This window comes from Rahnella inusitata (assembly GCF_965118895.1).
GTDB classification, from domain to species: Bacteria; Pseudomonadota; Gammaproteobacteria; order Enterobacterales; family Enterobacteriaceae; genus Rahnella; species Rahnella inusitata_A.
In genome coordinates this window covers 1-18039 of sequence record NZ_CBCPJJ010000023.1, presented here as the reverse complement: position 1 = coordinate 18039, position 18039 = coordinate 1, and the positions used below count along the sequence as shown (strand labels likewise).

19 protein-coding genes are annotated in these 18039 nt (G+C 51.5%); 11 read left to right on the top strand and 8 right to left on the bottom strand.

The window, feature by feature from the left end; all coding sequences use genetic code 11:
- Positions 1–32 precede the first annotated feature (32 nt).
- The 6 genes from dnaE (at position 33) to ACMHLI_RS19075 (ending at position 9022) form a co-directional block, all read left to right on the top strand.
- Positions 33–3515, top strand: a complete 3483-nt coding sequence (gene dnaE / locus ACMHLI_RS19100) for a DNA polymerase III subunit alpha (RefSeq protein WP_413530846.1) — start codon at positions 33–35, stop codon at positions 3513–3515.
- A 12-nt stretch (positions 3516–3527) separates the two neighbouring features.
- Positions 3528–4487, top strand: coding sequence for an acetyl-CoA carboxylase carboxyl transferase subunit alpha (gene accA / locus ACMHLI_RS19095; protein WP_413530845.1), 960 nt, complete (start codon positions 3528–3530; stop codon positions 4485–4487).
- A 188-nt stretch (positions 4488–4675) separates the two neighbouring features.
- The gene (locus ACMHLI_RS19090; protein ID WP_413530844.1) at positions 4676–6823 is read left to right on the top strand and encodes a lysine decarboxylase LdcC; all 2148 of its coding nucleotides are present in this window, start codon (positions 4676–4678) and stop codon (positions 6821–6823) included.
- Positions 6824–6910: 87 nt separating this feature from the next.
- Positions 6911–7303, top strand: a complete 393-nt coding sequence (locus ACMHLI_RS19085; RefSeq protein ID WP_413530843.1) for a VOC family protein — start codon at positions 6911–6913, stop codon at positions 7301–7303.
- Between the two features lie 4 nt (positions 7304–7307).
- Entirely contained in the window at positions 7308–8651 is a 1344-nt protein-coding gene (gene tilS / locus ACMHLI_RS19080; protein WP_413530842.1) for a tRNA lysidine(34) synthetase TilS, read from the top strand.
- A gap of 53 nt (positions 8652–8704) precedes the next feature.
- The gene (locus ACMHLI_RS19075) at positions 8705–9022 is read left to right on the top strand and encodes a c-type cytochrome (RefSeq protein ID WP_413530841.1); all 318 of its coding nucleotides are present in this window, start codon (positions 8705–8707) and stop codon (positions 9020–9022) included.
- Between the two features lie 66 nt (positions 9023–9088).
- Here the strand turns inward: ACMHLI_RS19075 and rof are convergent, their stop codons facing one another.
- Positions 9089–9349, bottom strand: coding sequence for a Rho-binding antiterminator (gene rof, locus ACMHLI_RS19070; RefSeq protein ID WP_112168883.1), 261 nt, complete (start codon positions 9347–9349; stop codon positions 9089–9091).
- Positions 9336–9536 (bottom strand): YaeP family protein, encoded by a 201-nt coding sequence (locus ACMHLI_RS19065; RefSeq protein ID WP_112168884.1) that lies wholly within the window; start codon positions 9534–9536, stop codon positions 9336–9338. Before ACMHLI_RS19065 ends, rof begins: the two co-directional genes overlap by 14 nt.
- Positions 9537–9752: 216 nt before the next feature.
- Between ACMHLI_RS19065 and ACMHLI_RS19060 the strand changes: the two genes are divergently transcribed.
- The 3 genes from ACMHLI_RS19060 (at position 9753) to nlpE (ending at position 11471) form a co-directional block, all read left to right on the top strand.
- Entirely contained in the window at positions 9753–10313 is a 561-nt protein-coding gene (locus tag ACMHLI_RS19060) for a YaeQ family protein (protein ID WP_413530840.1), read from the top strand.
- Positions 10280–10729: an alternative ribosome rescue aminoacyl-tRNA hydrolase ArfB gene (gene arfB / locus ACMHLI_RS19055; RefSeq protein ID WP_413530839.1), complete on the top strand. Its 450-nt coding sequence runs from the start codon at positions 10280–10282 to the stop codon at positions 10727–10729. The genes ACMHLI_RS19060 and arfB overlap by 34 nt, the downstream gene beginning before the upstream one ends.
- Before the next feature lie 64 nt (positions 10730–10793).
- Complete coding sequence (nlpE, locus tag ACMHLI_RS19050) at positions 10794–11471, top strand: envelope stress response activation lipoprotein NlpE (protein ID WP_413530838.1); 678 nt, start codon at positions 10794–10796, stop codon at positions 11469–11471.
- Between the two features lie 82 nt (positions 11472–11553).
- Here nlpE and proS read toward each other — a convergent pair whose 3' ends face one another.
- The 3 genes from proS to rcsF all read right to left on the bottom strand — a co-directional run bounded on the left by proS (position 11554) and on the right by rcsF (position 14502).
- Complete coding sequence (gene proS, locus ACMHLI_RS19045) at positions 11554–13272, bottom strand: proline--tRNA ligase (protein WP_413530837.1); 1719 nt, start codon at positions 13270–13272, stop codon at positions 11554–11556.
- Positions 13273–13390: 118 nt separating this feature from the next.
- Positions 13391–14098, bottom strand: a complete 708-nt coding sequence (gene tsaA / locus ACMHLI_RS19040) for a tRNA (N6-threonylcarbamoyladenosine(37)-N6)-methyltransferase TrmO (protein ID WP_413530836.1) — start codon at positions 14096–14098, stop codon at positions 13391–13393.
- On the bottom strand, positions 14095–14502 hold the full coding sequence (rcsF, locus tag ACMHLI_RS19035; RefSeq protein WP_413530835.1) for an Rcs stress response system protein RcsF: 408 nt from the start codon (positions 14500–14502) through the stop codon (positions 14095–14097). Before rcsF ends, tsaA begins: the two co-directional genes overlap by 4 nt.
- Here rcsF and ACMHLI_RS19030 point away from each other — a divergent pair.
- The gene (locus ACMHLI_RS19030; RefSeq protein WP_413530834.1) at positions 14501–14659 is read left to right on the top strand and encodes a hypothetical protein; all 159 of its coding nucleotides are present in this window, start codon (positions 14501–14503) and stop codon (positions 14657–14659) included. The genes rcsF and ACMHLI_RS19030 overlap by 2 nt on opposite strands.
- Before the next feature lie 9 nt (positions 14660–14668).
- Here the strand turns inward: ACMHLI_RS19030 and ACMHLI_RS19025 are convergent, their stop codons facing one another.
- The 3 genes from ACMHLI_RS19025 to metN form a co-directional block, all read right to left on the bottom strand.
- Positions 14669–15484, bottom strand: coding sequence for a MetQ/NlpA family lipoprotein (locus ACMHLI_RS19025; protein WP_112168890.1), 816 nt, complete (start codon positions 15482–15484; stop codon positions 14669–14671).
- Positions 15485–15547: 63 nt separating this feature from the next.
- Positions 15548–16201 (bottom strand): methionine ABC transporter permease MetI, encoded by a 654-nt coding sequence (locus ACMHLI_RS19020; RefSeq protein ID WP_112168891.1) that lies wholly within the window; start codon positions 16199–16201, stop codon positions 15548–15550.
- Positions 16194–17225, bottom strand: a complete 1032-nt coding sequence (gene metN / locus ACMHLI_RS19015; RefSeq protein WP_413530833.1) for a methionine ABC transporter ATP-binding protein MetN — start codon at positions 17223–17225, stop codon at positions 16194–16196. Before metN ends, ACMHLI_RS19020 begins: the two co-directional genes overlap by 8 nt.
- Before the next feature lie 179 nt (positions 17226–17404).
- Here metN and gmhB point away from each other — a divergent pair, with 179 nt between their 5' ends.
- A complete protein-coding gene (gene gmhB / locus ACMHLI_RS19010; RefSeq protein WP_413530832.1) occupies positions 17405–17971 on the top strand; it encodes a D-glycero-beta-D-manno-heptose 1,7-bisphosphate 7-phosphatase in 567 nt (188 codons plus the stop codon).
- Positions 17972–18039: the final 68 nt, after the last annotated feature.

The window sequence follows — 18039 nt, the reverse complement described above, 5'->3', positions numbered from 1 at the left end:
ACCCTTAATTCACTCATTTCTGGACTCTGGATATGGCCGAACCTCGTTTTATTCATCTGCGTGTACATAGCGACTATTCCATGGTGGATGGACTCGCGAAAGTGGGTCCGCTGGTGAAATGCGCAGCGTCACTCGGCATGCCCGCTCTGGGGATCACTGACTTCACCAATCTGTGCGGTCTGGTCAAATTTTACGGTGCTGCACACGGCGCTGGCGTTAAGCCGATTATCGGTGCTGATTTAAATATCCAAAGCGAGATCCTTGGTGACGAGCTGGCGCAGCTGACGGTGCTGGCGATGAATAATCAGGGATATCAGAACCTGACGCTACTGATCTCCCGGGCTTATCAGCGCGGTTATGGTGCAGCGGGCCCGATTGTTGATCGTGAATGGCTGGCCGAACTGAATGAAGGGTTGATCCTGATTTCCGGCGCTAAAATGGGCGATGTCGGCAAGTTTCTGATGCGCGGTAACGATTTGCAGGTCGAGCTGTGCCTGGACTTTTATCAACAATATTTCCCGGATCGCTATTATCTTGAACTGATCCGCACTGGCCGCGCCGAAGAAGAAAACTATCTGCACGCCGCCGTGGCGCTGGCCGCCGAGCGCGGCCTGCCGGTTGTGGCGACCAACGATGTGCGGTTCATGCTGCCGACAGACTTTGACGCCCATGAGATCCGCGTGGCGATCCACGACGGGTTTACTCTTGACGATCCCAAACGCCCGCGTAATTACACTGCTCAGCAATATATGCGCAGTGAAGATGAAATGTGCGAGCTGTTTGAAGACATTCCCGAAGCGCTGCAAAACAGCGTAGAGATTGCTAAACGCTGCAACGTCACCATCCGGCTGGGCGAGTATTTCCTGCCGCAGTTCCCGACCGGTGACATGACTACAGAAGATTTCCTGGTCGATAAATCGAAAATCGGCCTCGAAGAGCGCCTCGAGTTTTTATTCCCCGATCCTGAAGTTCGCGCCCAGCGACGCCCTGAGTATGACGAGCGTCTGGATATCGAACTCAAAGTGATCAACCAAATGGGCTTCCCAGGCTACTTCCTGATCGTGATGGAGTTTATCCAGTGGTCAAAGGATAACGACGTGCCGGTCGGACCGGGACGTGGTTCCGGTGCGGGTTCTCTGGTGGCCTATGCCCTAAAAATTACCGATCTGGATCCGCTCGAATTCGACCTGCTGTTCGAACGTTTTCTTAACCCCGAACGTGTCTCCATGCCTGACTTCGACGTTGACTTCTGTATGGAAAAACGCGATCAGGTTATCGATCACGTGGCAGAAATGTATGGTCGTGAAGCGGTTTCGCAGATCATTACCTTCGGTACGATGGCCGCCAAAGCGGTTATCCGCGACGTGGGCCGCGTACTGGGACACCCGTACGGGTTTGTCGATCGTATTTCCAAGCTGGTGCCGCCCGATCCGGGCATGACGCTGGAAAAAGCCTTTGCTGCTGAACCGCAATTGCCGGAAATTTACGAAGCGGATGAAGAAGTTAAGTCGCTGATCGACATGGCGCGTCAGCTGGAAGGTGTCACGCGTAACGCCGGTAAACACGCCGGAGGTGTGGTGATCGCACCGACCAAAATTACCGATTTCGCGCCACTTTATTGTGATGCCGAGGGTAATCACCCGGTCACACAGTTCGATAAAAACGACGTGGAATATGCGGGGCTGGTCAAATTCGACTTCCTTGGCCTGCGTACGCTGACCATCATCGACTGGGCGCTGGGGATGATTAACGCCCGCCGTGCGAAAGCGGGCGAGCCGCCGCTGGATATCGCAGCCATTCCGCTCGATGACAAGAAAAGTTTCGACATGCTGCAACGCTCGGAGACCACTGCAGTCTTCCAGCTTGAATCCCGCGGCATGAAAGATTTGATCAAACGCCTGAAGCCCGACAGCTTCGAAGATATGATAGCCCTTGTGGCGCTGTTCCGTCCGGGGCCGTTGCAGTCAGGCATGGTAGATAACTTTATCGACCGTAAACACGGTCGCGAAGAGCTCTCCTATCCGGATATCCAGTGGCAGCACGAATCCCTGAAACCGGTACTGGAGCCGACCTACGGCATTATCCTGTATCAGGAACAGGTTATGCAGATTGCTCAGGTTCTGGCGGGCTATTCGTTGGGCGGCGCGGACATGCTGCGTCGTGCCATGGGTAAGAAAAACCCGGTGGAGATGGCGAAACAGCGCGGTGGCTTTGAAGACGGTGCGAAAGCGCGCGGCATCGACGGCGAGCTGGCGATCAAAATTTTCGACCTGGTGGAAAAATTCGCCGGTTATGGCTTTAACAAATCCCACTCCGCCGCTTATGCGCTGGTGTCTTACCAGACACTGTGGCTGAAAGCGCATTACCCTGCTGAATTTATGGCGGCAGTAATGACCGCGGATATGGATAACACCGAGAAAGTTGTCGGGCTGGTAGATGAATGTTGGCGTATGGGGCTGAAAATCCTCCCGCCGGACATTAACAGTGGGCAGTATCATTTCCACGTGAATGACGAAGGTGAAATCGTTTACGGTATCGGTGCGATCAAAGGCGTGGGTGAAGGCCCGATCGAAGCGATCATTGAAGCGCGTAATGAAGGTGGCTACTTCAAAGAGCTGTTTGACCTTTGCGCCCGCGCGGACGTAAAAAAACTCAACAAGCGCATCCTGGAAAAACTGATCATGTCCGGGGCGTTCGACCGTTTAGGTCCCCATCGCGCGGCATTGATGAGTTCATTGCCGGATGCCCTGAAAGCCGCCGACCAGCACGCCAAAGCCGAAGCTATCGGTCAGGTGGATATGTTTGGTGTTCTGGCCGAAGCGCCGGAGCAGGTGGAGAAATCCTACGCCAACGTCATGCGCTGGCCGGAACAGACGGTGCTGGACGGTGAGCGCGAAACGTTAGGGCTATATCTTACCGGCCATCCGATCACGCAATATCTGAAAGAAATCGAGCGTTATGGCGGCGGTCAGCGTTTGAAAGACATGCACCCGACCGATCGGGGAAAAATGACAGTTGCAGTGGGGCTGGTTCTCGCTGCACGGGTTATGGTCACCAAACGCGGTAACCGCATTGGGATCTGTACGTTAGATGACCGCTCAGGTCGTCTGGAAGTGATGTTGTTCACCGAAGCGTTGGAAAAATTCCAGCATTTGTTGGAAAAAGACCGTATCCTTATCGCCACAGGACAGGTCAGCTTTGATGACTTCAGCGGCGGGCTTAAAATGATGGCCCGCGATATTATGGACATCAGTGAAGCACGGGAAAAATATGCTCGCGGTCTTGCTATCTCGCTGACTGACAGGCAAATTGATGACCAGCTTTTGAACCGTCTCCGCCAATCGTTGGAACCTCACCGATCGGGGACGATACCAGTACATCTGTATTACCAACGAGAAAACGCTAGAGCCCGGCTTCGATTCGGGGCGTCATGGCGTGTTACGCCAACGGACAAACTATTGCTGGATTTGCGAGGCCTGGTCGGTAGTGAGCAGGTGGAACTGGAATTTGACTAAAATAGGAATGCTATGAGTCTGAATTTTCTTGATTTTGAACAGCCGATTGCGGAACTCGAAGCGAAAATTGACTCGCTGACTGCAGTCAGCCGTCAAGACGAAAAATTGGATATTAATCTGGACGAGGAAGTTGCACGCTTGCGCGAGAAAAGCGTTGAACTGACTCGTAAGATTTTCTCTGATCTGGGCGCCTGGCAGGTTGCTCAACTGGCGCGCCATCCACGTCGCCCTTACACCCTGGATTACATCAAACATATCTTCACTGATTTTGATGAGCTGGCTGGTGATCGTGCATTCGCTGACGATAAAGCTATCGTTGGCGGGATTGCTCGTTTGGGGGAGCGTGCCGTGATGATCATTGGTCATCAGAAAGGCCGTGAAACAAAAGAGAAAGTCCGTCGCAACTTCGGAATGCCTGCGCCAGAAGGGTATCGTAAAGCGTTACGCCTGATGGAAATGGCCGAACGTTTCAAACTGCCAATCATTACCTTCATCGACACTCCGGGTGCTTATCCTGGCGTCGGTGCAGAAGAACGTGGTCAGTCTGAAGCGATCGCCCGTAACCTGCGTGAAATGTCACGTTTAAACGTGCCAGTTATCTGCACCGTCATTGGTGAAGGTGGTTCTGGCGGCGCACTGGCTATCGGCGTGGGTGATAAAGTTAACATGCTGCAGTACAGCACCTACTCGGTTATCTCGCCGGAAGGCTGTGCGTCAATTCTGTGGAAGAGTGCGGATAAAGCACCTCTGGCAGCAGAAGCTATGGGCATCATTGCGCCACGTTTGAAAGAACTGAAGCTGATCGACTCGGTGATCCCTGAGCCTCTGGGTGGCGCTCACCGTAACGTTGAAGCAATGGCGGCTTCATTGCGCGCGCAACTGGAAGCTGATCTGAGCGATCTGGATGTGCTGAGCACTGAAGAATTACGTAACCGTCGTTATCAGCGTCTGATGACTTACGGCTATTGCTGATTCAAATCCAGTTTCCGAAAGGCCATGCAAACGCATGGCCTTTTTTATTGTCTATTTTTCTTCGTCAGCCTTTCCAGCATTCTTAATTTCCTTCCGCCAGCCAGAAAATCAATGCTAAAGGGTACACACCCGGCGCTAACCGTGTTTCTATAAATAAATGAGATACCAATAACAGAAGGATTTGTCAGATGAATATTATCGCTATCATGCGCCCGGAAGGGGCTTACTATAAAGAAGAGCCAATCCGCGAACTGGATAGCGCATTGACGCTTCTCGGATTCCAGGTGATTTATCCACGAGACCGCGCTGACTTACTGAAACTGATTGAAAATAACGCCCGCATTTGTGGGGCTATTTTTGACTGGGACGAACATAGCGAAGAGCTGTGTACAGAAATTAATGAGCTGAACGAATATCTGCCGCTGTACGCGTTCATCAACACGCATTCGACGCTGGACGTGGATGTGAATGAAATGCGAATGGTACTTTATTTCTTCGAGTATGCGCTGACCGCCGCAGACGACATCGCCAAACGCATCCGCCAGTATACTGACGAATATATTGATACCATCACGCCGCCACTGACCAAAGCGCTGTTCAAATACGTCGAGGAAGGTAAGTATACGTTTTGTACGCCTGGGCATATGGCGGGCACGGCGTTTCTGAAAAGCCCGGTCGGCACCCTGTTCTATGATTTCTTTGGCGCCAAAACGCTGAAGGCCGACGTGTCTATTTCAGTCACTGAACTCGGTTCCTTACTCGATCACACCGGTCCGCATCTTGAAGCCGAAGAATATATCGCGCGCACTTTTGGAGCCGAGCAAAGTTATATCGTGACGAACGGTACCTCGACGGCCAACAAAATTGTCGGGATGTACGCCGCGCCGGCGGGCAGCACGGTACTGATTGACCGTAACTGCCATAAATCGCTGGCGCATCTGATGATGATGACCAATATCGTGCCGATTTATCTGCGTCCGCACCGAAACGCTTACGGTATTCTTGGCGGGATCCCCAAACACGAATTCTCCCGTGAAAGTATCGAAGAGAAGATCACGCAAACGGAAAATGCTACCTGGCCGGTGCATGCCGTCATCACTAACTCCACTTACGATGGTCTGTTGTACAACACCGACTACATTAAAAGTACGCTGGACGTGGCGTCGATTCATTTTGATTCAGCCTGGGTGCCTTATACCAATTTCCACCCGATCTACGAGGGTAAAAGTGGCATGAGCGGCGAACGCGTGCCTGGTAAAGTCATTTACGAAACCCAGTCTACGCACAAGTTACTGGCTGCTTTCTCGCAAGCCTCGATGATCCACATTAAAGGTGATTACAATGAAAGCACTTTTAATGAAGCTTATATGATGCACACCACAACATCGCCTAACTACGGCATCGTGGCCTCAGCGGAAACGGCAGCCGCGATGCTGCGCGGTAATCCGGGGCGGCGTCTGATCAACCGTTCCGTTGAGCGCGCGCTACATTTTCGTAAAGAAATCCAGAGACTGCGCGAGGAAACGGACGGCTGGTTCTTCGATATCTGGCAGCCGGAGCACATTGATGAAGCTCAGTGCTGGCCGCTGAATCCGGATGACAACTGGCACGGCTTTGCCAATGCGGATACCGATCATATGTATCTGGACCCGATCAAAGTGACGATCCTCACGCCCGGCATGAATGAAATGGGCAAGCTGGAAGAAGAGGGGATCCCGGCGGCGCTGGTGGCGAAATTCCTTGATGAGCGGGGCGTGGTGGTTGAAAAAACCGGCCCTTACAATCTTCTGTTCCTGTTCAGCATAGGCATTGATAAAACCAAGTCCATGAGCGTGATGCGCGGGCTGACCGATTTCAAACGCAGTTATGATCTCAATCTGCGCGTTAAAAATATGCTGCCCGACCTTTATGCGGAAGATCCTGATTTCTATCGCAATATGCGGATTCAGGATCTGGCGCAGGGGATTCACAAGCTGATCGTCCGCCACGATCTGCCGCGCTTAATGCTCGAAGCCTTTGATGTCCTGCCGGAAATGAAAATGACACCGTACGAAATGTTCCAGCATCAGGTGCGCGGACATATCGACGAATGCGATATCGACGAACTGATGGGTAAAGTATCGGCCAATATGATCCTGCCTTATCCGCCAGGCGTGCCGGTTGTGATGCCGGGCGAGATGATCACCGAGGAAAGCCGCGCCGTGCTCGATTTCCTGATCATGCTTTGTTCGATTGGTGAACGTTATCCGGGCTTTGAAACGGATATTCACGGTGCGCGGCTGACCGAAGACGGACGCTATCTGGTGAAAGTCCTTAAACTCCCGGATGCGGAATAACCCATAGCCCTCATGATGAGGGCTTTTTATTGACGTCTGCGGGTGTGCTGAGTAACGTGCACCCCAAGAATCTACGGGACAAACGCCATGCTTAAACTACGCCAAATTCATCACATCGCCGTTATCGGGTCTGATTATCAGGCCAGTAAACGCTTCTACTGCGATATCCTCGGTTTCACGCTGGTGGCGGAGTTTTATCGCGAAGAGCGTGATTCATGGAAAGCGGATTTAGCGTTGAATGGCCAATATATCATTGAGCTCTTCAGCTTTCCGACTCCCCCGGCACGCCCAAGTCGCCCGGAAGCCTGCGGACTACGCCATCTGGCGTTCAGCGTGGATGATATTGCGCAGTCTGTTGCCGCGCTGGAGCTGGCGGGCGTGGACTGTGAACCGGTTCGCGTTGATCCCTATACCGGCAAGCAGTTTACCTTTTTCAACGATCCTGACGGCCTCCCGTTAGAACTGTACGAATCCCGGTAATTCTATGAATTCACATTCTGCGGCCAGCTTTCTGTCAGAGCATCTGCACCAAAAAATTGGCGATGCGAGAAAGCTTTGCGTGGCGTTCAGTGGCGGGCTGGATTCCACCGTGCTGCTCGCCGGTCTGGCAGAGCTGCGTGGTACTTTGCTGCCGGAGATTCAGCTGCGTGCGCTGCATGTTCATCATGGCTTAAGTCAGTTTGCCGATAACTGGGTGGCACATTGTCAGAGATTTTGCCTGCACCATGACATCGCATTTTCTGTCGTTCATGTACAGGTAAATGCCCATGACGGCGGTATTGAAGCGGCGGCGAGAACCGCGCGCTATCAGGCATTCTCAAACAGTCTCGCGGAAGATGAAGTACTACTGACGGCGCAGCATCTGAACGATCAGTGTGAAACGTTTATGCTGGCGCTCAAACGCGGCAGCGGGCCTGCGGGATTGTCGGCGATGAGCGAAGACAGCCTGACGCCGCGTTATCGTCTGTTACGCCCTCTGCTGGATCTCAGTCGTGCACAGCTGGAAGGCTACGCCAGTCAGCATCAGCTGAACTGGATCGAGGACGACAGCAATCAGGATCCTCGTTTTGACCGTAACTTCCTGCGGCTTAATATTCTGCCGGAGCTGTATCAGCGCTGGCCGCACTTTGCACAGGCTACCGCCCGCAGCGCAGCGCTGTGTGCGGAACAGGAGTCTCTTCTGGATGAACTGCTCAGTGAAGCTCTGAGCGCATTAATGGATTCGCAGGGCAGTCTGGCGGTAGAAGGGCTGTTCGACGTTTCTGACGTGAAACGTTCTGCCTTACTGCGCCGCTGGCTGGCCGCACGCGGCGCGAAGATGCCTTCGCGGGAACAGTTACAAATGATCTGGAATGAAGTTGCGCTGAGCCGGGAAGATGCGCAGGCGCAGTTAAGATTGGGCGCGTTGACGGTACGTCGCTTTCGTCAACGCTTGTATCTGTTACCAGAATTTCAGCCTTTAAAAGACGTCGTGCTGAGCTGGGATCCTGTCCAGTCTTTAACACTGCCGGACGGATTGGGTACTCTGTCTATCGCTTCCTCTCCTGTTGCGCGCGTTGAAAACTCATTTTTTCGCCAGCCGCGCGCCGGTGAAATCGTCTCCATACGTTTTCAGGCACACGGGAATATCGAAAAAGTCGGGCGCGACCGTGCGCGACAGGCCAAAAAATTATGGTCTGAACTCGGTGTGCCGCCGTGGCAGCGTGATCGTATTCCGTTGATTTACTACAATGAGCAACTTATTGCCGCGCCGGGCTGGTTTATAACCCGTCAGGCATTGGCTGAAGACCATGAAACGCAATGGCAGGTCATCTGGTCCGTTGCCTGAGAAGAAATGAGATGATTAATTTGGGCGGACATTCTAAGCCCGCGGGGGAAGTAATGCGTATCGTTGCAGGTATTTTGGCGCTGCTGGTTGTAAGTTCGCCGGTTTTCGCCAAGGGAAACAGTGCGGACGGACAGTCTAAGTCGGCCAGTTGTGCCGCCTGTCATGGTGCAAACGGTAAAGCGACAAATTCGATTTACCCTAACTTAGCCGCGCAAAATGCAGATTATCTGGCGTTGTCGTTACAGGCATATAAGAAAGGTGAACGCAGTGGTGGGCAGGCGGGGGTGATGCAGGCGTTTACGGCATCGCTTTCAGATCAGGATATCAACGATTTGGCGGCATATTACGCCAGCCTCGCGCCGCTGAAATAGCCGGAGCTCAGAAATGCAAACGGGCAATCCTGAGATTGCCCGTTAGTTTGACGTTTGGAGGGCGCGCTACTCGGCGCTGACCACCACGGTGCCAATTTCCGGATGACTAAAGCTTTCGATGTAATCCAGACGCAGATCGCGTTGTTCGCCGTTCACCTCGGCCACCAGATATTCTACTTTCTTACGCATCAGCAGATCGTTAGCCTTCGCCTCAACGATTTCTCCGCTACGCAGCTTCAGTGTCAACACCAGGTGACTCTGGCAGGCGAGCTCGAGATTATCGTAGTCATCACAATTGATGGGTTGGTACTCATCATTCATCGACATAATCGCTCACCAATAAGTTAGCGGCGGCATAGGCCGCCTGGTCCCTAACGGAGGACGGAAGGTCAGCGTTTGCTGCCACTTCGTCCAATGCTTTCAATACACAGCCCAATGCATCGGGCACATATCCCAGATCGCCGCTGGCAATCTCTGAATATTTACGGCGTACCAACTCACAGTATTGTTGCATAGGTTCTCCCTTAAAAGCGTATCCCTCTGAGGAAAGCGCAGAAAGATAAGCTCTCAGTATTTATCGACTATAGCACAGGAGAGTCTCAGTTATTAGACAACCCACAAAGGTTTATCGTTTGCGTTGAAACGGTTCTTCAGAAGGACCTGCGGGGTTAAACTGGTCGCGACATGACGCTTTCAAGTACACTGTACGTCTATCATCAAGAGGTTTCCCATGGCGTTAAAAGCAACTATTTATAAAGCAGTGATCAATATCGCTGATATGGATCGCAATTTCTTTCACGACGCTAACCTGACATTGGCCCAGCATCCCTCAGAAACAGAACAACGCATGATGCTGCGCCTGCTCGCCTGGATTTACCATGCCGATGAGCGACTGACGTTTACCCGTGGATTAAGCGCAGAGGATGAACCGGAAATCTGGCGTAAAAATGACCATAATGGCATCGAGTTATGGGTCGAATTAGGGCTCCCCGATGAGAAGCGTCTGAAAAGAGCCTGTAACCAGTCGCGCGAAGTGGTGCTTTACGCTTACGGTGAGCGGGCGGCCAGAGTGTGGTGGTCGCAAATCGAAGGCAAAGTCAGAGGTTTTGAGAATTTGCGCATTCGTTATATAGACGATGAAATGCTCACTCAGCTGACCGCCTTTGGCAGCAGAACCATGGATTTACAGGCGACGTTGCAGGACGGAACTATTTGGCTTTCTGATGCTCAGAGTAATTTAGAAATTCACTTTTCTGAATGGAAAGAGTCTGTCGTAAAAGAATCAAGGTAATCGTTGTGCTTATCCTCTCCGGTAAACTTGAAATTCCCGACAGTGAAATTGAATTAACGGCGATCCGCGCTCAGGGCAACGGTGGCCAGAACGTCAATAAAACATCAACGGCAATACATTTACGCTTTGATATTAAAGCCTCAAGTTTGCCAGACTACTATAAAGAGCGGCTGATCGCGTTCAATCATCATTCCATCACGGCTGACGGTTGGGTGGTCATTAAGGCGCAGGAATCCCGGAGCCAGGAACAGAACCGCGAAGCGGCGCTGGCCCGGTTGAGCACTCTGATCGCGCAGGCGATGGTGGTGGAAAAACCCCGGCGTGCGACTAAGCCAACCCGCGGTTCTAAGATCCGTCGGGTAGAAAGTAAAGTGCGCAAAGGCGCGACAAAAGCATTGAGGGGCAAAGTTCGATAGCCTTACATCGTGTTGCAGGACAATTTTTATCGCAACACTCAGGAAAAGCAGTAGGGGAGAAACTGTGAAAAAAATCATCATAACCGCAGTGCTGGCGCTCGGGGCGTTATCACTGTTTGGTTGCCATACCGCCGCCTTCAATCAGGAAAAACCCTTGCAGGCGATGCAGCAAAGTTACAGCGGTGTCTTGCCGTGCGCCGATTGCGGCGGGCTGGAGACATCCTTATTCCTCCAGCAGGATGGGACTTATGTTCTGCAGGAAATTTATCAGGGCGCGAAAGACGGCGACCAGACTTTTGCGAGTTATGGCAGTTGGGCGAGAACCGCAGACAAGCTGGTCCTGACCGATGCGAAAGGTGAAAAGCGTTACTTCCATCCGAAAGATGAAAATCTTGAAATGCTTGATACCCGTGGTGCGCCGATTGTTTCGTCGCTCAATTACACGCTGAAACCTACACAGCAGAGTTTGCCGAAGACCCCCATGCCGTTGACCGGTATGATGCAGTACAGCGCCGACGCTGCTTCTTTCCAGGATTGTGCGACAGGTAAAGTTTTCCCAATGTCTGCCAGCAAATCGCTGCAACAGGGATATCTCGCGGCGCGTAAGGCACCAAATCAGCTGATCTTTGTAGCGATGGACGGTCATTTCATGACGGAACCATCGATGGAAGAAGGCCAGATGCAGAAAGCCGTGGTGGCAGATAAAAACGTAAAGTTTGATGCAACCAAAGCTTGCCCGTAATGACTGTTGCTAAGCGAAAAGCACAAATAAAAATGCCCGCTCAATGCGGGCATTTTTATATACAACGATCTTTGGCCGAACCTTAACGCGGGATCTGGCCCAGCAGATAAGAAACGATATCGCTTTGTTTGATCATTTGTTTTTCACCGGAGCGACGGTTTTTGTATTCCAGCTCCTCAGCATCCAGATTACGATCGCCAATCACTACGTGATGCGGAACACCGATCAGTTCCATATCAGCAAACATTACGCCCGGACGTTCTTTACGATCGTCGAGGATCACGTCAATACCGTGTGAACGCAGTTCTGCATACAAGGCTTCTGCCGCATCTTTCACGCGGAAAGATTTGTGCATGTTCATTGGGAGAATTGCGACCTGGAACGGAGCAATAGCATCCGGCCAGATGATACCGCGATCGTCGTGATTTTGTTCGATAGCGGCAGCAACCACGCGGCTCACACCGATACCGTAACAACCCATGGTCATCACCTGATTACGGCCATCTTCACCCTGAACGGTTGCATTCATCGCTTCTGAATACTTGGTGCCCAGCTGGAAGATATGGCCGACTTCGATACCGCGTTTAATCACCAGCGTACCCTGACCATCCGGGCTTGGATCACCAGCCACCACGTTACGCAGATCCGCCACTTCTGGCAGCTCAGCGTCGCGATCCCAGTTAATGCCGAAATAATGTTGGCCGTCGATGTTGGCACCCGCGCTGAAATCACTCATGGCAGCAACCGTACGATCAACAACAACTGGCATTGGCAGATTGACCGGACCGAGTGAGCCCGGGCCAGCTGCAACGATTTCACGGATTTCCGCTTCGGTAGCAAAAGTCAGTGGCGTTGCAACTTGTGGCAGTTTTTCCGCTTTGATTTCGTTTAGTTCATGATCGCCGCGAATAAGCAGTGCAATCAGTTTATGACCGCTTTCTGCCGTTGCATGAACCATCAGGGTCTTCACGGTTTTCTCAACCGGTACCTGGAACTGTTCTGTCAGTTCAGCAATGGTTTTTGCATTTGGCGTTTCAACGATACGCATCTCTTCGGTTGCCGGGCCGCGAGGTGCGGTCGGGGCCAACGCTTCTGCGAACTCGATGTTGGCAGCGAAATCTGAAGAGTCAGAGAATACGACATCATCTTCGCCGCTCTGCGCCAGAACCTGGAATTCGTGAGACGCGCTGCCGCCAATAGAACCGGTATCAGCCAGTACTGCACGGAAATCCAGACCCATGCGGTTGAAAATCTGGCTGTAGGCTGCGTACATGGCATCATACGTTTCCTGCAAAGATTCTTGGGTCGTGTGGAACGAGTAGGCATCTTTCATCAGGAATTCACGGGAACGCATCACACCAAAACGCGGGCGAACTTCGTCACGGAATTTGGTCTGGATCTGGAAGAAGTTCAGCGGCAACTGTTTGTATGAGCTGACTTCATTACGGATCAGGTCGGTAATGACTTCTTCATGGGTTGGACCCAGAACGAACGGACGATCACCACGGTCAACAAAACGCAGCAATTCAGGGCCGTATTGTTCCCAACGTCCGCTCTCCTGCCACAGGTCGGCGGGCTGCACTACCGGCATCGACACTTCGATGGCGTTCGCGTTGTTCATTTCTTCGCGCACGATGTTTTCAACTTTTCTGAGAACACGCAGGCCGGTCGGCAGCCAGGTGTACAGACCGGAAGCCAGTTTGCGGATCATCCCCGCACGCAGCATCAGCTGATGGCTGATAACTTCCGCGTCGGCTGGCGTCTCTTTCAGAGTAGAGAGCAGATATTGAGTAGTACGCATGATGTGTTGATTCCGTTAGCACTGCAAATTGCAATCAGGCGGCTAAAAGCCGCCAAAACGTAAAAAGTGGTTTAGTTTACCAGCGAGTTGGTGTCGCCAAAAGAGACGCAGAGGAAATTTAGTCTTTGTCGAGCGACAATACCTGATTCACAGAGCCTGTCACCCGCCAGCGTACATTAAACTCCAGCAGGCGAACGGCATAGTCCCGTTCGGTGGCTTCGCCCTTGCGATAGGCCGGGCGAGGATCTTGCCCCAGCACTTGCGTGATGAACCGGCGCAGCTGAGGGTATTGATGAATGTGCTCGGCCATCTGCTGTTCGGCCTGAGGCAAAAACTCTACCGGCATATCAGCGTCTGGTGCGTGCTGAGCAAAGCCTGCGCGAGCATCCGGGTGGCTTTCCGCAAAGGGCAGATAAGGTTTGATATCTACCACCGGAGTGCCATCGACCAGATCCAGACTGCCGAGCTGCAAGATGACGTTTTGCCCCTGGCAGTGGATCCCTTTCAGCTCAACCAAAGACATTCCTAGTGGATTAGGGCGAAAGGTTGAACGTGTAGCAAATACGCCGGTTCGCGCGTTACCGCCAAGGCGGGGAGGGCGCACTGTCGGACGCCATCCACCATCCATCGTCTGATGAAAAATAAACATCACCCAGAGATGGCTGAACTCATCCAGCCCGCGAACGGCTTCGGGCTGGTTATACGGCGCGTGCAAATGTAATTCACCGCCGCCATCCTGAATCAGACCAGGCTGGCGGGGGACAGCAAATTTCTCTTTATAGGGCGAGTGGATGGTCCCTATTTGCTCAAAAGAAAATGAAGTCATTTAAAGGTGACGTTCAGGGCAGAGCCCTGACAAATTGCCTGCTGGAAGCAGCCCGGTACACCGCCAAGGATCTGGCACTGATGTAAAAGCACTGCGTTGGCTTTCATATAGGATGCCCGGGTCAGCATTCTTTTACGTGCTGTGGCAAGGCTCGGCGGAGCATCATTCTGATCGGACTGACATGATTCTCCGGAGACTTCGCCTAAGTCACGAAATGGTGTGCCGACCAGCGCTTCTGCATCTTTATACAGTTTTACTGGAGCCGGGCGAACTGGAGCCGGTTTGGGTTTGACGGGTTTTGGCTCTTCTTTAACAACAGGTGCAGTGGTGATTGGCTGTGTGTGTGGAGTCAGGGAACAACCCGCCAGCAAAAGTGCCGACAAACAGAGAGGTAAAGCACGCATGGTAAATCCTCTGCTTTTTAATATGTTTACAGGAATGAATGTGGCGTTATTGAACCAAGGTATTGAGAAAATAACAAGGCGGGCATATGCCCGCCTTGTACTTATTTATGAAATCTATATTTCACAGGAATTTTCAGGCGTAATGCTGAGTTCCTGACGGCAGGTATTACCAGCCTTTCACTGCGCCGCCGTTGAAGATTTTGTTCGCTGCAGCGTTTACTTCATCAGACTGGTAAGCCTGAACGAATTTCTTCACGTTTTCAGCGTCTTTGTTATCTTCGCGGGCAACAATCAGGTTCACATACGGTGAGTTTTTATCTTCAACAAAGATACCGTCTTTCTCTGGCGTCAGGCCAATCTGGCTGGCGTAAGTCGTGTTAATTACCGCCAGTGCGATTTTGGCATCATCCAGTGAACGTGGCAGCTGTGGTGCTTCCAGCTCAACCAGTTTCAGGTTTTTAGGGTTCTCAGTCACATCAAGAACGGTAGGCAGCAGGCCAACGCCGTCTTTCAGTTTGATGAGACCTTGTTTTTGCAGCAGCAATAAAGAGCGGCCGAGGTTAGTTGGATCGTTTGGCAATGCCACCTGATCGCCTTCTTTCAGTTCATCAACAGATTTGATTTTCTTGGAATAGCCCGCGATCGGGTAAACAAAGCTGTTACCGACTGGCACCAGTTTGTAACCACGGTCTTTGATCTGCTGATCCAAATAAGGTTTGTGCTGGAAGGCGTTAACATCGATATCACCCTTGCTCAGCGCTTCATTCGGCAGAACGTAATCGTTGAAAGTCACCAGTTCAACGTCCAGACCGTATTTTTCTTTCGCTACTTTCTGTGCAACTTCAGCTACCTGCTGCTCAGAACCGACAATCACGCCCACTTTAATGTGGTTTGGATCTTGTTCTTTTGGCCCACAGCCCGCTAAAGCCAGCGATCCCAGAAGCGCGCCGACAACAGCAATGGATTTAAATTTGTTTGACATGTCCTTTCCTCAATAAGCGGATAAAAATCATTCGCAGGGTTACGTTTTACAGTTGTTATTTCGTTATTTATGCGTGACTGCTTTTACGATGCGGTCGCCACAAAACTGAATTAAATAGACCAAAACCACTAACAGGACTAACACCGTATTCATGACGGTCGCGTCGTAACCGATGTAACCGTACTGATATCCGATTTGCCCCAGACCACCGGCACCTACTGCACCGCCCATCGCAGAGTACCCGACCAAAGTGATCAGAGTAATAGTGGCTGCGTTAACCAGACCCGGCAAGGCTTCCGGCAACAGAATTTTGCGGATGATTTGCATCGGCGTGGCACCCATTGCGCGGGAAGCCTCAACCAGACCGCTTGGAATTTCAAGCAGCGCATTTTCCACCATACGTGCAATAAATGGCGCAGCGCCTACGGTCAGCGGAACAATCGCCGCCTGCAATCCAATGGAGGTGCCCACAATGACGCGGGTAAACGGAATCATCCAGACCAGCAGAATAATGAATGGAATCGACCGGAATATGTTCACCAGCGCAGACATCACGCGATAGACATTTTTATTCTCAGCAATTTGCCCCGGACGGGTGACGTACAGCAGAACACCAAAGGGTAGCCCGAGCGCAAAACCAAAGAAGCCAGAGGTTAGTGTCATAATGACAGTTTCCCAGATACCCCGGCCCATTAACCACATCATTGCCTCAGACATAACCGAGCACCTCAACTTTCACCTGATTCTCATGCAGGAAATGAATCGCAGCCTGAGTGTTTTCTTCTGAACCGTGCATTTCTGTCAGCATAATCCCGAACTTCACGCCACCGGCATAATCCATCTGAGCACTGATAATATTATTGTTTACATCGAAACGTCGTACGGCTTCGGAAAGCAGTGGAGCATCAACGGACTGACCGGTAAATTCCAGACGCAATAAAGGCACGCGGCCTTGTTCCGGGGCGGGCACCAAACGTATTGCGTAATCTTCCGGAATATCGAGATGTAGCGTTGACTGAATAAATTGCTGAGCCAGCGGGGTTTTGGGATGTGAGAACATCTCGCTCACTTTATCCTGCTCAATCAGTTTACCGTCGCTTATCACCGCAACCTGATCGCAAATTCGTTTTACCACATCCATCTCATGGGTGATCAACAGGATGGTTAATCCCAGACGGCGGTTGATGTCTTTCAGTAATTCAAGGATGGATCGGGTAGTTGCAGGGTCTAATGCGCTGGTCGCTTCATCACACAGCAGAACTTTAGGGTTACTCGCCAGTGCGCGCGCAATCGCTACGCGCTGCTTCTGTCCACCGGAAAGGTTGGCAGGGTAGGCATCATGTTTATCTTCCAGTCCAACCAGTTTCAGCAACTCCGAAACGCGTTGCTTAATTTCGGCTCCTGAGAGGTTATCCAGCTCCAGCGGCAGTGCGACGTTGCCAAAAACGGTGCGGGATGACAGCAAATTAAAATGCTGAAAAATCATGCCAATCTGGCGCCGTGCGCGGGTCAATGCTTTTTCTGAAAAGGACATCAGATCCTGGCCATCGACCAACACCTGGCCTTCGGTCGGACGCTCGAGCAAATTTACGCAGCGGATTAATGTACTCTTACCTGCGCCAGATGAGCCGATCACGCCATATATTTGTCCTGCAGGGACGTGAAGACTCACGTCGGAAAGCGCGACGATCTGGCGCGCTCCCTGCTGGAAAACCTTGGTGATATTTGAAAGTTTAATCATATTATTTTTTATTCTGTCTTTTTGACGTCACATGGTGAATTTAACTCTGCGAGGGTGACCCTCGTAGCATGTCGTGGATGCTAAGGCGTCTAGACGGCTAAGTCAACCAGGTTAACATTCTCACTGACATTGAAAACATGCGATACTGACGCCGTTAATCAGCCATCAGGAGCAAATACGTGGCACAACCTGTTTCAGCAATCTTTCTCGACCGTGATGGCACTTTGAATGTCGATCACGGTTATGTACATGAAATCGATGAATTCCAGTTTATCGACGGTGTAATCGATGCCTGCCTTAAGTTAAAGGAAATGGGCTTCTTACTCGTGTTAGTGACGAATCAATCGGGAATTGCACGCGGCAAGTTTACCGAAGACCAGTTTATGACACTGACCGAATGGATGGACTGGTCTCTCGCCGATCGTGGTGTCGATCTCGATGGCATCTATTTCTGTCCGCATCATCCTGAAGGCTCGGTGAAAGAGTTTACTCAGGTTTGTGACTGCCGTAAGCCTTTGCCTGGGATGTTCTTAACGGCGAAAGAAGAGCTAAATATTGATATGGCCTCTTCTTATATGGTGGGCGACAAGCTTGAAGACATGCTGGCTGCTACCGCCGCAGGCGTGGGCACTAAAATTTTAGTGCGTACAGGGAAGCCTGTGACAGCGGAAAGCGAAAGTGCAGCAGACGCAGTACTTGAAAGCCTTACCGCCTTGCCTTCCTTTATAGCAAAAGCACTAAAATAACCGTCTTTGGATAAAAAAACGGCAAACGAAATAAAACTGTATTTATTCGCTTGCCATTAAAATTCAAC